11 protein-coding genes are annotated in these 14,488 nt (G+C 73.0%); 3 read left to right on the top strand and 8 right to left on the bottom strand.

Going from position 1 to position 14,488, the window contains the following annotated elements:
- Positions 1 to 32: 32 nt before the first annotated feature.
- Complete coding sequence (locus ACZ5ID_RS05325; RefSeq protein WP_358833675.1) at positions 33 to 368, bottom strand: YbaB/EbfC family nucleoid-associated protein; 336 nt, start codon at positions 366 to 368, stop codon at positions 33 to 35.
- Positions 369 to 706: 338 nt separating this feature from the next.
- Between ACZ5ID_RS05325 and ACZ5ID_RS05330 the strand changes: the two genes are divergently transcribed.
- Positions 707 to 1,432: an SLATT domain-containing protein gene (locus tag ACZ5ID_RS05330; protein ID WP_468893629.1), complete on the top strand. Its 726-nt coding sequence runs from the start codon at positions 707 to 709 to the stop codon at positions 1,430 to 1,432.
- Positions 1,433 to 1,835: 403 nt separating this feature from the next.
- On the opposite strand, the gene ACZ5ID_RS05335 is transcribed toward ACZ5ID_RS05330, so the two are convergent.
- The 5 genes from ACZ5ID_RS05335 to ACZ5ID_RS05355 all read right to left on the bottom strand — a co-directional run bounded on the left by ACZ5ID_RS05335 (position 1,836) and on the right by ACZ5ID_RS05355 (position 8,242).
- Positions 1,836 to 2,711: a class I SAM-dependent methyltransferase gene (locus tag ACZ5ID_RS05335; RefSeq protein WP_468893631.1), complete on the bottom strand. Its 876-nt coding sequence runs from the start codon at positions 2,709 to 2,711 to the stop codon at positions 1,836 to 1,838.
- Between the two features lie 92 nt (positions 2,712 to 2,803).
- On the bottom strand, positions 2,804 to 3,454 hold the full coding sequence (locus ACZ5ID_RS05340) for a hypothetical protein (RefSeq protein ID WP_283142795.1): 651 nt from the start codon (positions 3,452 to 3,454) through the stop codon (positions 2,804 to 2,806).
- Positions 3,455 to 3,630: 176 nt separating this feature from the next.
- On the bottom strand, positions 3,631 to 6,045 hold the full coding sequence (locus ACZ5ID_RS05345; protein WP_468893633.1) for a glycosyltransferase: 2,415 nt from the start codon (positions 6,043 to 6,045) through the stop codon (positions 3,631 to 3,633).
- Positions 6,042 to 6,707, bottom strand: a complete 666-nt coding sequence (locus ACZ5ID_RS05350; RefSeq protein WP_406555676.1) for a GntR family transcriptional regulator — start codon at positions 6,705 to 6,707, stop codon at positions 6,042 to 6,044. The genes ACZ5ID_RS05345 and ACZ5ID_RS05350 overlap by 4 nt, the downstream gene beginning before the upstream one ends.
- A 173-nt stretch (positions 6,708 to 6,880) precedes the next feature.
- Positions 6,881 to 8,242, bottom strand: a complete 1,362-nt coding sequence (locus ACZ5ID_RS05355) for an aminotransferase class III-fold pyridoxal phosphate-dependent enzyme (protein ID WP_468893635.1) — start codon at positions 8,240 to 8,242, stop codon at positions 6,881 to 6,883.
- A gap of 418 nt (positions 8,243 to 8,660) precedes the next feature.
- Here ACZ5ID_RS05355 and ACZ5ID_RS05360 point away from each other — a divergent pair, with 418 nt between their 5' ends.
- Complete coding sequence (locus tag ACZ5ID_RS05360; RefSeq protein WP_468893637.1) at positions 8,661 to 10,481, top strand: serine/threonine-protein kinase; 1,821 nt, start codon at positions 8,661 to 8,663, stop codon at positions 10,479 to 10,481.
- A 146-nt stretch (positions 10,482 to 10,627) separates the two neighbouring features.
- Here the strand turns inward: ACZ5ID_RS05360 and ACZ5ID_RS05365 are convergent, their stop codons facing one another.
- On the bottom strand, positions 10,628 to 11,911 hold the full coding sequence (locus ACZ5ID_RS05365) for an adenylosuccinate synthase (RefSeq protein WP_358832208.1): 1,284 nt from the start codon (positions 11,909 to 11,911) through the stop codon (positions 10,628 to 10,630).
- Positions 11,912 to 12,054: 143 nt separating this feature from the next.
- Here ACZ5ID_RS05365 and ACZ5ID_RS05370 point away from each other — a divergent pair, with 143 nt between their 5' ends.
- Entirely contained in the window at positions 12,055 to 12,894 is an 840-nt protein-coding gene (locus ACZ5ID_RS05370; protein ID WP_468893639.1) for a diacylglycerol kinase family protein, read from the top strand.
- 21 nt (positions 12,895 to 12,915) lie between these two features.
- On the opposite strand, the gene ACZ5ID_RS05375 is transcribed toward ACZ5ID_RS05370, so the two are convergent.
- A complete protein-coding gene (locus tag ACZ5ID_RS05375; protein WP_468893642.1) occupies positions 12,916 to 14,175 on the bottom strand; it encodes a cytochrome P450 in 1,260 nt (419 codons plus the stop codon).
- Positions 14,176 to 14,488 lie beyond the last annotated feature (313 nt).

Consider the following 14,488-nt stretch of genomic DNA (forward strand, 5'->3'; position numbering starts at 1 on the left):
GGGCGGTACGGACGGCCGGGGCGCGCCCCGGCTCAGAAGGGCAGGCCCGGCATGCCGCCGAGGCCCTGCGCCAGCGGGCCGAGCTTCTGCTGCTGGAGCTGCTGGGCGTTCTCGTTGGCCGCGCGGACGGCCGCGACGATCAGGTCGGCGAGGCCTTCGGTGTCCTGCGGATCGACTGCCTTGGGGTCGATGACGAGGCCGCGCAGCTCGCCGGAGCCGGTCACGGTCGCCTTCACGAGACCGCCGCCGGCCTGGCCGTCGACCTCGGTCGCGGCGAGCTCCTCCTGCGCGCGGGCGAGGTCCTGCTGCATCTGCTGCGCCTGCTGGAGCAGCTGCTGCATGTTGGGCTGGCCACCACCAGGGATCACGGTGCACTCCGTCTTCGCGTCGACTACTGCTGTCTGCTCGGTGCCGGAAGGGTCCGGCACCGCCGGAAGGGTCCGGCATTCCGAGCCTACGTGGTCTCCCCGCGCCCTGCTCCGCAACTCTTTCGAGTGACTCGACGGAGGTTCTCCGACCTGATCAAGACCCACTTACGGGGTGAAATCCCGGGATATCGGCCCTGGCTCCCACCATTCGGCGGTAGGAAGGGCCGTCACGTCTCGGGAAAGGCCGAAAGACGTAACTGTACGTTACGTCACCGTCACTGTCGCCGTCCGTCTGCGGTGACGTGGGATGTCGATACGCACCGCGGAGGGAGCGCCGGGTGAGCCAGCCGGAGATGCAGCCCGAGGGGCCCCCGGGACCGCCCCGGGACGAGCGCGACCTGACCGGACGCCCGTTCCCGCTCGGCGACTGGGGCGAACCCGCGGAACGGCTGGACGAGCTGTACCGGTGGGTCGAGGCGGGGGCGCTGCGCACGGCGGAGTGGTACCTGGCGGACCGGCTGTGGAAGCGGCGCGGGGCGCGGGTGCTGCGGGTGTGCACGGCGGGAGGCGCGATCGCGGGGGCCGCGCTGCCGCTGCTCGATGTGACGGGGGCGCTGTCGGGCGCCGCCGGCTGGGGCTATGTCTTCCTCCTGCTCGGCGCGGCCTGCCTGGCCTGCGACCGCTACTTCGGGCTGACCTCCGGGTGGATGCGGGACGTGGCGACGGCGCAGGCGGTGCAGCGGAGGCTGCAGGGTCTCCAGTTCGACTGGGCGTCGGAGAGCGTGCGGGAGGTGCTGGGGCCTACGGAGGGGACGGCGGGGGAGGCCGCGGAGCGGTGCCTGTCGGTGCTGCGGCGGTTCTCGGAGGACGTGACGGAGTTGGTGCGGTCGGAGACGGCGGACTGGATGGTGGAGTTCCGGTCCGGGCCGGCGCCGCTGGTGACGCAGTCCCTGGCGTCGTCGTCGCCCCGGCCGGACGTGGTGCCGGGGCCCGGGCGGTTCCCGCTTCCGCCGGGGACCCGGCCGAATATGCCGCGGCAGCGTCCGCCGGAGTCGCCGCGGTAGCGGTTACCCGGGGGGTGGGGGGGTGAGGTGGGGTGGGCTGCCGCGGGTGCCTGCCCCCGGGCCCCCTTCTTTGTTCTTTTGTCAGCGGCTCCGGTGGTGGGCTGGTCGCGCAGTTCCCCGCGCCCCTGGGGGGTACGGGCCCGGGCAACTCCAAGCCCTCGGGCGGTGGGGCGATATCCGGGGCCAGGCACCTCCAGCCCCTCCGGCGTTTGAGGAGCGGGGGCCGGGGCGGAGCCCCGGGCGGGGTGCAGGGGCCGCAGGCCCCGCCGGGGGGCGGGCGCGGAGCCCCGGGTGGGGTGCAGGGGCCGCGGGCCCCGCCTGGGGGGTCGGGGGCGGAGCCCCCGGGAAGACCGTTCCCGCCCCCACCCCCGGAGGGTTCAGGGAAGGGGCGGGGTGGGGGGACTCAGCGGCGCGGCAACAGCGTCCTCGCCAAGCGGCGCGTCAGCGGGGCGCGCGGCTTCGGCGTCGCCGCCACCGGCGCGGGCCCGGGCTCGGGCTCGGGCCGCGGGGTCACGGCCGCGTGCCGGGATCGCGGGTGCTCCGGCGCCACCGCCTTCTTGCCGGAGATCCGGATCAGCGGCGCCCCCGCCACCTCCTCCACCCCGTGCCACAGGTCGGGACGCGACCCCAGCCACGCGAGCAGCTCGGACCGCACCGGCTCCGGATCCGACCACGTGCCGTAGAACTTCGTGCCCGTGATGCACACCGGCCGCAGCCCGTGCGTCGCCACCGCGCCCCACACCGCCGCCGCCACCCCGGGGCAGTGCTCCGCCCGGAAGTCGTCGAACGCCACGATCCCGTCCGGCGCGATCAGCTCCCGCGCCGCCTCGATGTCCCCGTACACGTGCTCGTACAGATGCGAGGCGTCCACGTGGACGAAGCGGCAACTGCCGGGCCGTACCCGCGAGGTGATCACCGATGTGGGGGCCTGGACCACCACCGGCAGCTCGTCGTGGAAGGCGAGGTAGTTCGCCTCGAAGGCCCGCCGCGTCAGGGTCGCGTACGAGCGGTCCATCTCCTCGCTGTTGGGGTCGTCCGGCGCGGGCGAGTCGAACAGGTCGCAGACCGTGAACGTCTCGCCCGCCCGCAGGTACGACCCGAGGAAGATCGCGCTCTTGCCCAGGTACGCGCCGAGTTCCAGCAGGTCACCACGGAGTTCCTGGCGCTCCTGGCGGGCCAGGAACCAGTCGAAGAGCAGTTGGTCGGCGGGCCAGAACCACCCCTTGACGTCGGAGAAGCGGGCCGGAGCGGCGCTCGGGGCGCTCGTCGTTTGTGCCATGGACCCGGTCCTACTCCCGCCCGATGGCGCGGAGTTTACGGCGAGGGGTGGGGCGGGTGGTGCCCCGGCGACATCCCCCCGCCGACCGGGCCCTAGCTGAAGATGATCATGGAGCCCTGCGCCAGCGACCGCGTCGCCGCCGCGTGCAGCCCCAGCCACACATGCCGCTCCCGGGCGAAGGGGCTCTCGTCGTACGGAATCGGCCCGGCCGGCTCCTCCAGCGAGGTCGGGCGGTCCGGCGGGGCGGGCGCCATCGGCGGGTTCACCGGGTCTATGCCGATCGCGGGGGCCACGAACTCCAGCTCCCGCAGCAGCCCGTGGGTGGAGCCCAGCGGGCCGCCCCCGGCCAGCAGCTCCTCGTTGGCGAGCGGGGTGCGGAAGTCCACCGGCACATACGCGCCCGCGTGGTCGTAGTGCCAGACCAGATGGGACTGCTGGGCCGTCGTCTCGAACATCTCCAGGAGCTGTTCGTAGTCGCCGCCGAGCTCGTCCACCGGCGTCACCGCGAGGCGGCAGAGCTGGAGGAGGTAGGCGCGGCGCAGGAAGTGCAGCGCGTCGTAGTCGAAGCCCGCGACCGGGGCGACATCGCCCGAGAGGCCGGGCATGTACGCGAAGACGGGCACGGGCGGCAGCCCTGCCTCACCGAGCGCCTTGTCGTACGAGGCGATCTCCTCGGCGAACGGGTTGTCGGGGCTGTGGCACAGCACGTCGACGAGGGGGACCAGCCACAAGTCACAGGCCACGGGGCTCCTTACGAGGTCGCGATGGTCGGGACAGCGTAGTCCGCCGAGCACGCTCCGCGAAGCTCGCCCGTCAACTCCCGTGCGGAGTACGCGTCAACGCGCCGCCCGGGCATCGACTCAGCAGTCCCACACGCCTCAGAAGACCCGTGGGGACGCATACCCATGGCGGCGGGAGCTCAACGGCCCACGTCCCAGATCCATACCCCGTCCACCCGGCGGCCCTCCCTGCCGAGCAGCCGTGACACCGTCGTGTACAGCGCCTCCTCGTTGTCCTGCGGCGGCAGGACGACGAGCCCGGCCCTCCAGTACGCCAGGTCCGTCCGCGCCCGGGCGCGCCAGCCCTCGTCGATGTCGGGGATCGCGGCGCCGTAGCGCACATCGCGCAGCAGATTGGAGGTCCAGCGCGGCGAGGCGCCGTAGATGCCGATCCGGTCCGGGCCCCAGGGGCCGTTGAAGTAGCCGCCGGGCAGCGGGAAGCCGAGGCCCGCGCGGACCTGCCAGTGCAGGGCGTCGGCGGCGGCCGGGTCCGGCAGCGGCACGGTCACCACGGACTCGCCGGGCTCCAGATACGTCCGCCACAGCCCGTCGGCGAAGAACGACGGCACCGGAGTCCGCTCGGTCACCGGGAAGGGGGTCGGGACGATCGGCAGCAGCGCTGCCGCCACCGCCGCGAGGCCCACCAGGCGGTTCACCCGGCCGGCCGTGGCCAGCCGTCCGGCCGCGAGCGCGACCAGCGCGCCGAGCGCCGGGGCGCAGATCATCCCGACCCGGCCCTCGATGACCGACTCGAAGAGCGGCCGGTGGGCGAGGGCGCGCCAGGGGCCGGGCAGCACCACGTCCGTGTGGGGGAGGCGGATCTTCTGGCCGAGCGAGAGCAGCGCGGCGGCGACCGCGGTGAGCGCGAGCGCCTTGACCAGGGCGTGCCGCCACAGCCGTACCGTGATGGCGAGGGCCAGGGCGATCAGCGGCCAGCCGTAGAAGGCGTTCTGCTCGGTCCGGTTGAGCGCCAGCCTGTCCGCCGTGGCCTCGTCGCCGAGCAGCGCCCGTCCGGAGAACTTCCAGAAGGACAGCGGGCTGTTGCCCGCCGCGTCGCCGTGCAGCACCGAGTGGTAGCTCTGCTCGCCGAAGAACTGCCGGGTCAGCGGGTAGGCGACCAATGCCAGACAGACCAGGGCGGCCACCCCCAGGCCCTTGGCGAGGGCGGGTCCGGCCTGTCCGATCACCTCGCGACGGGCCAGCGCGTACGACAGGGCGAAGAGCAGCATGCCGAGCGAGGCGAGCAGCAGCACCTCCTCGCCGAGGAAGATCTGGTACGCGCCGAAGAGCCCGAGCAGCACACCGTCGCGGCGCACGTCCGCGGCCGGTGAGCACAGCCGCAGGGCGCGGTCGACGATCACCGGGATCATGAACAGGACGCAGAAGTTGGGGTGCGCGTTGGCGTGCGAGACCATCGGCGGCGCGAAGGCGGCGAGCGCGCCGCCGAGACCCGCCGCCCAAGGGTTGTCGGTCACCCACCGCGCGAAGAGCCGGTACCAGGCGTACGCCGTGGCGGTCAGGCCCAGGGTGAGGACGAGCGCCCAGGTGACGGTCGGGCCGAGCGCCAGCGTGACCGGCGCGAGCGGTACGGACAGACCCAGCATGGGTGTGTTGCCCATGAGGTTCACCCCGTCCGGGAAGCCCTGGAGGGTGGTGAAGAGCGGGTCGCGCAGATGCCGGACGTTGTCGGCGGTGACCGAGAAGAACCACTCCCACTGGTTCTGGTCCTGCCCGGAGTCGGCGAGGTAGCCGTGGCCGAGGTCGCTCCACAGGTCCTTGTAGAGCAGGACCGAAGAGAGCAGGAAGAGCCCGAACAGGGCGAGGTTCGCCCGGCCGGCGGAGCGCGCCTTGAGGCGGACGAGTTCGAGGAGTACCCGGCCGTAGTCGGCGGGGCCGACCTTGGAGCCCTCCTGGTGGGACCAGCGGACCGGGACCTCGGCCACGGCCCAGCCGCGGCGGCGGAAGTACTGGAGTATCTCCACGTCGATGCCCCAGCCGTCGAGGCGGGCGTCCGCGAAGGCCGCGCGCGCCTTGTCGCCGTCGAAGAGCTTGAAGCCGCACTGGGTGTCGTGGATGCCGGGGACCGCGACGGCACGTATCAGCCGGTTGCCCATCCGCCCCAGCCACTCGCGGACGCGGCTCTGGTGGACGGCTATGTCGGCGTCGGGGTGGGCGCGGGAGCCGATCGCGGCGGCGGCCTCGGCTCCGTCGAGCTCCTTGGTGAGCCGGTCGAGCTCGGCGACGGGGGTGGCCAGGTCGGCGTCGGTGAGCAGCACCCGGGCGCCCCGGGAGGCGGCGACACCGAGCCGCAGGGCGTGGCCCTTGCCGTGGTTGCGGTCGGCGGCGACGAGTCGCACCCGGGGGTCGGCGCCGGCCGCGTCCCGTGCCACGTCCGCCGTGCCGTCCCGGGAGCCGTCGTCGACGACGATCAGCTCCCAGGAGAGCGGGGCGTCGCGCAGGTGGTCCCGGATCGCGTCCAGGGTGGGGCCCAGGCGCCGTTCCTCGTTGTACGCGGGGACGACGACCGAGAGGTCGAGCAGGCCGCCGTCGGTCACCGCTGCAGCCGCTCCGCCCAGGTGAGGGAGTGGTCGTTGTACGCGCTGATCACGGCGTACGCGGCGTCCCCGTCCCCCTGGACGACGGCGTCGACGAGGTCGCCGTGCCCGTTCCACAGCCAGTCGCAGAGGTCGGAGCGGCCCCGCAGATACGGCACGGCGAAGACCCAGCACTGCATCCGCAGCCGGTGCAGGAAGTCCGAGATGTAGGGGTTCCCGGCGAGGGCGCCGAGCTCCCGCCAGAACCGCAGGTCGTACCCGATGAGGATGTTCAGGTCCCCGCTGCGGGCGGCGCGGGCGCACTCCTCGGCGCGGCGCCGCACGGAGACGAGCGCGGGGCCGTGCCCGGCGCCCAGCTCCGTGATCTTCCGGAAGATGCCGTTGACCACGACCGACCGGGCCTCGACCATGCCCCGGTAGTCGTCGACGGAGAACTCGTGGACGCGGAAGCCGCGGTGCTGGTCGGAGTCGAGCAGCCCCTGCGCGGTGAGGTCGACGAGCGCCTCGCGCACGGGGGTGGCGCTCACCCCGTACTGCTCGGCGATCTGCTTGACGGTGAACTCCTCGCCGGGCTGGAGCCGCCCGGCCAGTATCTCGTCGCGCAGCGCGTCGGCGATCTGCTGCCGCAGCGTACTGCGGGTCACGCCGCCACTCGCGGGCACGGGCGCCCCTCCCCTCGTCGGTGTTCCGCACACGATAGGCCAGGGGGCCCTGGGCGGGCGGCGGGGCGGGGTGAGCCGCGTCTTCGCCCGCGGGCCGGTGGGGGCCTGCCGCACGGTTCCCACCGGCCCGGGGGCGAAGGACGAAAGGGGGCCCGGGCGCGGACCCGGAGGGCTCAGACCGTGTACTCGTCCGCCACCGACAGCGCCTCGTCCAGCACCGCCAGGCCCTCCTTCGCCTCCGCCTCGGTGATGTTGCAGGGCGGGACGACATGGGTGCGGTTCATGTTGATGAAGGGCCACAGGCCGTTCTTCTTGCACGCCGCGCCGAAGGCGGTCATGGGGGCGGCGTCGGCGCCGGAGGCGTTGTACGGGACGAGCGGCTCGCGGGTCTCCCGGTTCCTCACCAGTTCGAGCGCCCAGAAGACGCCGGTGCCGCGCACCTCGCCGACGGCGGGGTGGCGGGCCGCCAGCTCGCGCAGACCCGGCTCCAGGACGGTCGCGCCGATGTGGGCGGCGTGGCCGACGACGCCCTCGTCCTCCATCACGCCGATGGTGGCGACGGCGGCGGCGCAGGCCAGGGGGTGCCCGGAGTAGGTGAGTCCGCCGGGGAACGGCCGCTTGTCGAAGGTGGCGGCGATCTCGGCGGAGATGGCGACGCCACCGAGGGGGACGTACCCGGAGTTCACGCCCTTGGCGAAGGTCATCAGGTCGGGGGTGACGCCGTACAGGTCCGCCGCGAACCACGATCCGGTGCGGCCGAACCCGGACATGACCTCGTCCAGGACGAGGACGATCCCGTACCGGTCGCAGATCTCGCGGACGCCCGCGAGGTAGCCCGGCGGCGGGGTCATGATGCCGGCGGTGCCGGGGATCGTCTCCAGGATGATCGCGGCGATACCGGCCGGGCCCTCGAAGGCGATGGTGTCCTCGAGGTGGGTGAGGGCGCGGGCGCACTCCTCGGCCTCGGTGGTGGCGTAGAAGGGGGAGCGGTAGAGGAACGGGGCCCAGAAGCGGACGACGCCCGCCGAGCCGGTGTCCGAGGCCCAGCGGCGGGGGTCGCCGGTGAGGTTGATGGCCTGGGCGGTGGCGCCGTGGTACGAGCGGTACGCGCTCAGCACCTTGTGGCGTCCGGTGTGCAGCCTCGCCAGCCGGACGGCGTTCTCCACGGCCTCGGCGCCGCCGTTGGTGAAGAAGATCTTGTCGAGGTCGCCCGGGGTGCGCTCGGCGATGAGCCGCGCGGCCTCGGAGCGGGCCTCCACGGCGAAGGCGGGCGCGAAGGTGGCCAGTTTGCCCGCCTGCTCCTGGATCGCGGCGACGACCTTCGGGTGCTGGTAGCCGATGTTGGTGAAGACGAGGCCGCTAGAGAAGTCGAGGTAGCGGTTGCCGTCGTAGTCCCAGAAGTACGAACCCTCCGCGCCGGCGACGGCGAGCGGGTCGATCAGTCCCTGGGCGGACCAGGAGTGGAACACGTGCGCACGGTCGGCGGCCTTCACGGCCGCGCCGGTCCGGGGGTCGGGGTCGACATGAGGGGTCATGGGGCTCAGGTTAAGGAGTGGGGGGTGGGGGTGGGGATGGCCAGGTTGTCTGCCGTGAGGTCCGTGGGTCGGCAGGGTGTCGCCCCTGCGGGGCGTTCCCGTGCCGGCGGCATCCGGGAGCCAGGCTTCACGGTCACCCGCGGACCGTCCCGGGCTGATCGCGCAGTTCCCCGCGCCCCCAAACGGCAACCCGTGGCCGAGCCAACATTCCCGGCCACGCCCGACCCCCCAGGGGCGCGGGGAACTGCGCGAGCAAGCCACCACCGGGCCGCACACGAAAGACACGTTTCACCGTCACCCGCGCCCCCAACGACAACCCGCAGCCGAGCCAAATTCGCTCAGCCCGGGACGGCCCTCCTCCGCCGCGCACTATCCTCAGGCCGTTGAGCTCGTTCGAGCGAGGGGGGCGGCGGGCGCCATGGAGAGGCTTACCGACGGGGATCCGCAGCGGATCGGCGCGTACCGGCTGCTCGCGCGCCTCGGCGCGGGCGGCATGGGCCAGGTCTATCTGGCCCGCTCCGACCGCGGTCGCACCGTCGCCGTCAAACTCGTGCGCGAGGACCTCGCCGCCCGCGAGGAGTTCCGCGGCCGGTTCCGGCAGGAGGTGCGGGCCGCCCGGCGCGTCGGCGGCCGGTGGACCGCCCCCGTCCTCGACGCCGACACCGACGCCCCCGTCCCCTGGGTCGCCACCGGGTACGTCGCCGGCCCCAGCCTCCACACCGTGGTTGGCGGCGACCACGGCCCCCTGCCGGAACGTTCCGTACGCGTCCTGGCCCGCGGCCTCGCCCACGCCCTCCAGGACATCCACGCCGCCGGGCTGATCCACCGCGATCTGAAGCCCTCCAACGTCCTCATCACCCTCGACGGCCCCCGCGTCATCGACTTCGGCATAGCCCGCGCCCTGGAGACCACGGCCGGCGAGGGCCTGACCCGTACCGGCGCGCTCGTCGGCTCGCCCGGGTTCATGGCCCCCGAGCAGGTGCGCGGCGACCGGATCACCCCGGCCTGCGACGTCTTCTGCCTGGGCTCCGTGCTGGCGTACGCGGCCAGCGGCACGCTCCCCTTCGGCGGCAGCGACAGCGGTGTGCACGCGCTGATGTTCCGGATCGCCCAGGAGCCCCCGGAGCTCGACGGCGTCCCGGAGTCCCTGCGCGACCTCGTACGCGACTGTCTGCACAAGACCCCCGAGTCGCGGCCCTCGCTCGCGGAGATCCTGGAGCGCCTCGGCCCCGAGGACGCCTCGACGGGCCCCTGGCTCCCCGGGCCCCTGACGGCCGAACTCGGCAGCCGGGCCGTGCAGTTGCTGGACGTGGAGAACCCCGAGGGCGGCACGGCACCCGCTCCCGTCCCGCCCCCCATGCCCGCGCTCCCGCCGGGCCCCCCGCCCGCGGCCCCCGCGCCCGTCCCCACGCCGACCGTGATCCCTCCCCACGGGACGGGCACACCGCCGCCCGCGCTCCCGCCGCCCTTCGTCAACGGGGGCGGCCACAGCTACCCGCCCCAGCACCTGCACCCGTACCCCCACCCGAACGCGAACCCGAACCCCACCCCGAATCCGTACCAGAACGCCCACCCGTCCCCCGCCTACGGCTATCCCCACCCCCACCCCGCGTACGGCTACGGCCCGCCCCCGCCCCCCGAGGAGGAGCCGCGCCGCAGCACCCGGTCCACGATCGCGCTGGTGGTCGTGGCGCTGGTCGTGGCGGTCGGCGCGGGCGGCTCGGTGTACGCGTACATGAACGGCGACAGCGGGAAGCCCAAGGGAGCGGGCGGCTCCTCGGCCTCACCCACCCCCTCCGCCGAAGGGCCGACCTCGGGCCCGACCACCAGCGGCCCGACGCCCAGCCCCGGTCCCAGTGAGAGCGCGGCCGGGGACATCCCCCGGAAGTACCTCGGCACCTGGGCCGGCGCCATCGAGGGCGGGTCCGGGTCCAACAGCCGCCGACTGGTCATCGAGCCCGGCAAGGTCGGCGACACGGTGCTCACGCTCACGGCCGACGGCCCGCTGGACTCCGGCGGTACGTACCACTGCGTCTTCCGCGCCAAGCTCGCCGCCGCCCCGGCCGGACCCGACGACCCGCTGAAGCTCGGCCCGTCGACCGTCGAGTCCGGCCCGGCCACGACCTGCTCCCCGGGCGCCGCCACCACCGTCACGCTCCTCGCGGACGGCCGGCTGCGCCGCGAGAACGACGACACCGGCGAGCAGCTCACGTACGACAGGCAGTCCGAGGCGCAGTAGCTCGCGTGAGGCGCGTGAGCATGTTGGGTCGCATGGGCTGTCTGGGCCGGGGTGGGCCGCCTGTGCCGCGTGCGGTCACGGGCGCCTATGCCGAAGGGCCCGCCGGTACGTACGTACCGGCAGGCCCCTCGGGACGAGCGTCCGCCCTACAGGAACGAGTTGATCTCGATCGTCTCGGTCCGGCCGGGGCCGACACCGATCGCAGAGATCGGCGCGCCCGACATCTCCTCCAGCGCCTTCACATACGCCTGCGCGTTCTTCGGCAGGTCGGAGAAGGTCTGCGCCTTGGTGATGTCCTCGGACCAGCCCGGCAGCATCTCGTAGACCGGCTTCGCGTGGTGGAAGTCGGTCTGCGAGTACGGGAGCTCCTCGACGCGCTTGCCGTCGATCTCGTACGCCACGCAGACCGGGATCTGCTCCCAGCCGGTGAGGACGTCGAGCTTGGTGAGGAAGAAGTCCGTCAGCCCGTTGACCCGGGTGGCGTAACGGGCGATCACCGCGTCGAACCAGCCGCAGCGGCGGTCGCGGCCGGTGGTCACACCGCGCTCGCCACCGATGCGGCGCAGGTCCTCGCCGTCCTGGTCGAACAGCTCGGTCGGGAACGGACCGGCGCCGACGCGGGTCGTGTACGCCTTGAGGATGCCGATCACGCGGCTGATCTTCGTGGGGCCCACGCCCGCGCCCGTGCAGGCACCGCCGGCGGTCGGGTTCGACGAGGTCACGAAGGGATACGTGCCGTGGTCGACATCGAGGAGCGTGCCCTGGCCGCCCTCGAAGAGGACGACCTTGCCCTCGTCGATGGCGTCGTTGAGGATCAGCGTCGTGTCGGCCACGAACGGCTTGATCTGCTCCGCGTACTGGAGCATCTCCTCGACGATCTTCTCCGCCTCGATCGCGCGGCGGTTGAAGACCTTGGCGAGCAGCTGGTTCTTCGACTCCAGCGCCGCCTCGACCTTCTGCGTCAGGATCGACTCGTCGTACAGGTCCTGGACGCGGATACCGACGCGGTTGATCTTGTCCGCGTAGGTCGGGCCGATGCCGCGACCGGTGGTGCCGATCTTGCGGGAGCCGAGGAACCGTTCCGTCACCTTGTCGAGAGTGACGTTGTACGGCGTGATCAGGTGAGCGTTTCCGCTGATGAGCAGCTTGGACGTGTCGACGCCACGCTCGTTCAGCCCGCTCAGCTCGGAGAGCAGGACCGCCGGGTCGACGACGACTCCGTTGCCGATGACCGGGGTACACCCCGGCGAGAGGATCCCGGAAGGGAGAAGATGCAGCGCGTACTTCTGGTCGCCGACGACGACGGTGTGGCCGGCGTTGTTGCCGCCCTGGTAACGCACTACATAGTCAACGGATCCACCGAGGAGGTCGGTGGCCTTTCCCTTGCCTTCGTCACCCCACTGAGCACCGAGCAGCACAAGTGCGGGCACAGGCGTACACCCCTTCCGGGCGGGGCATGTCCAAGGTCAGGGGCGTGTCGCCGCCTCACCAATGTGCCCCGGAATAGACGAAGCCCCTGGCGCAATAGCGCAAGGGGCTCTTGCACAAAGATGCTACCCGAGGAAGGACCGACGTGTCGGCTGCCGACCGGCTACTGGTGGTCATCGACCCGGTCGCCCGCCGTATCGACGGCGAGTCCGTACGGATCGCGAAAGATGTGCTGTGTGCGGGTGCACAGGCGAAAATATGCTGGCCGGAGGGGGTGGCGGAGTTCTCCCGGGCACTGGCCAGACGGGGCGATCGGCGGCTGGTGGTGGTGGGTGACGACCGGGCCCTGCTACGTACCGTGACCTTGTTGCAACAAGAACACGGGCCGGCCGCCCCGGCCCTGTCCGCGGTGCCCGTGGGCACCGCCTCCTGTGTGGAAATCACCAGGTCACTGGGGGTGCCGATGGGCGCGGTGGCGGCGGCCCGGGCGGTGCTCGACGGCACCCCCCGCCGGCTCGGCCTGCTGGTCGACGACGGCGGCGGCGTGGTGCTGGGGGACGTGCGCATCCCCGCGCCCCCGCCGGCACCCGTGCGGGCCACCGGGCCGACGGTGTGGGGGACGTGCCGCTCGCTCGTCCGGACGCTGGTGGGAGCGCCGACGCCGGTGGCGGCGGCGGTGGCGCACCATCTGCGGATCGAGACGGACGGCACCCTCCTGACCGACCTCGACCGTCCCCTCACGGGCGTGTCGGTGGGGTGCCGGGACGGGGTGGCGCAGGTGATGGTGGAGGAGTGCGGGGGGCTGGTGGTACGGGGACGGGCGTCGGTGGTGTCGGTGTCGGCGGGACCGACGGTGTACGGAGGCGGGGACCCCGGGGGCGGTGAGGGGTTCCGGTACCGGGTGGGGCCGGTGGTGGTCGGGCCGGTGCGGAGCCGTACGTGGACGGCGGGGTCCTGGGCGCTGACACTGCCGGCCGGGGGCTGAGGCGGCCCGCGGCGGCGCGGGTCAGACCTCCACCTGGAGGGCGGTGAGGCCGCGGATCACGTACCCCGGTTTCCACTCCGGCTCGGCCAGCAGCCGCATACGCGGGGCCTCGCGCAGCAACAGACCGAACGACGTGGCCAGTTCGAGACGGGCCAGGGGGGCTCCGAGGCAGTAGTGGATGCCGGCACCGAAGCTGACGTGGCGGTTGGCGGCGGCCGGACGACGTACGTCGAAGGTCTCCGGGTCCGTGAAGACCGCGGGGTCGCGGTTGGCGGAGCCGAAGAGCAGGGCGACTTCGCAGCCGCGGGGGATGACGGTGCCGCCCACCTCGATGTCGTCGAGCACCCAGCGTTCGAAGAGCTGCAACGGGGTGTCGTAGCGCAGCAGTTCCTCCACGGCGCCGGGGAGGAGGGCGGGGTCGGAGCGCAGGAGGGCGAGCTGCTCGGGGTGGCGGAAGAGGGTCCACCAGCCATTGGCCGTGGTGTTGACGGTGGCCTCGTGGCCGGCGTTGAGGAGCAGGACACAGGTGGAGATCATTTCTTGTTCGGTGAGGGTGGTGGGGCCGGCATGGGTGGTGGGGGTGGCGTCGTCGCCGGCGTTGCCTTCCGTGTCGTGGACGGCGATGAGGGCGGAGACGAGGTCGGGGCCGGGGGCGCGGCGGCGCTCCCGGATCAGCTCGCGCAGGTAGGCGGAGAACTCGACGGACGCCCGGACCGCGCGGGCGGCGGTCTCCTCGTCCGGGTTGAGCTCGTACATCCCGCAGATGTCGGCCGACCAGGGCCGCAGCAGATGCCGGTCGGCCTGGGGGATGCCGAGCATCTCGGCGATCACGGCCACGGGGAGGGGCTCGGCCACCTCCGCGAGCAGGTCCCCGCCGCCGGCCGCGACGAAGTCGCCCACGAGCCGGCGGGCGATCCGCTCGACGACGGGCCCCAGCTCCGCGACCCGCCCGGGCGTGAACGCCTTCGCCACCAGGCGCCGGATACGGGTGTGGTCCGGGGCTTCGAGGTCGAGGATGCCGTGGTCGTTGAGGGTGTGGAACGGCTCCTGGGAGGGGGGCGGGGGCGTACGGCCGAACTCCTCGTGGGTGAAGCGGTGGAGATAGGTGCGGCCGAGGCGACGGTCCCGGAGGAGCGCGGAGACGTCGGCGTGGTGCGGGATGAGCCACTGGTGGGTGTCGGGGTGGTGGTGGGTTCGGCCGGTGCGGCGGAGTTCTTGGTAGGCGGGGTAGGGGTTGGCGACGAAGTGGGGGGATGTGGGGTGGAAGAGGTGGGTGCTCATGGGGGGTTCTTCCCCACCCCGCCCCTTCCCGTAAGCCCTGGGCGGGCGGCCGGGCCTGTCCTGGACGGGGGTTCGTCTGCGGGCCGGCGGTGGGTGGGCTGATCGCGCAGTTCCCCGCGCCCCTGCGAGGCCGGACTTCGACCGCGGGCTGTCGTGCGTTGCTCGCGCAGTTCCCCGCGCCCCTAGGAGGCCGGACTTCGACCGCGGACCGTGCTGGGCTGAGCGCGCAGTTCCCCGCGCCCCTGAAAGCCTGGCTGAGCCTTGTTGTCCGGGGGGCGGTCGACCCCCTCAGGGGCGCGGGGAACTGCGCGCT

Source organism: Streptomyces sp. NPDC031670 (assembly GCF_055580545.1).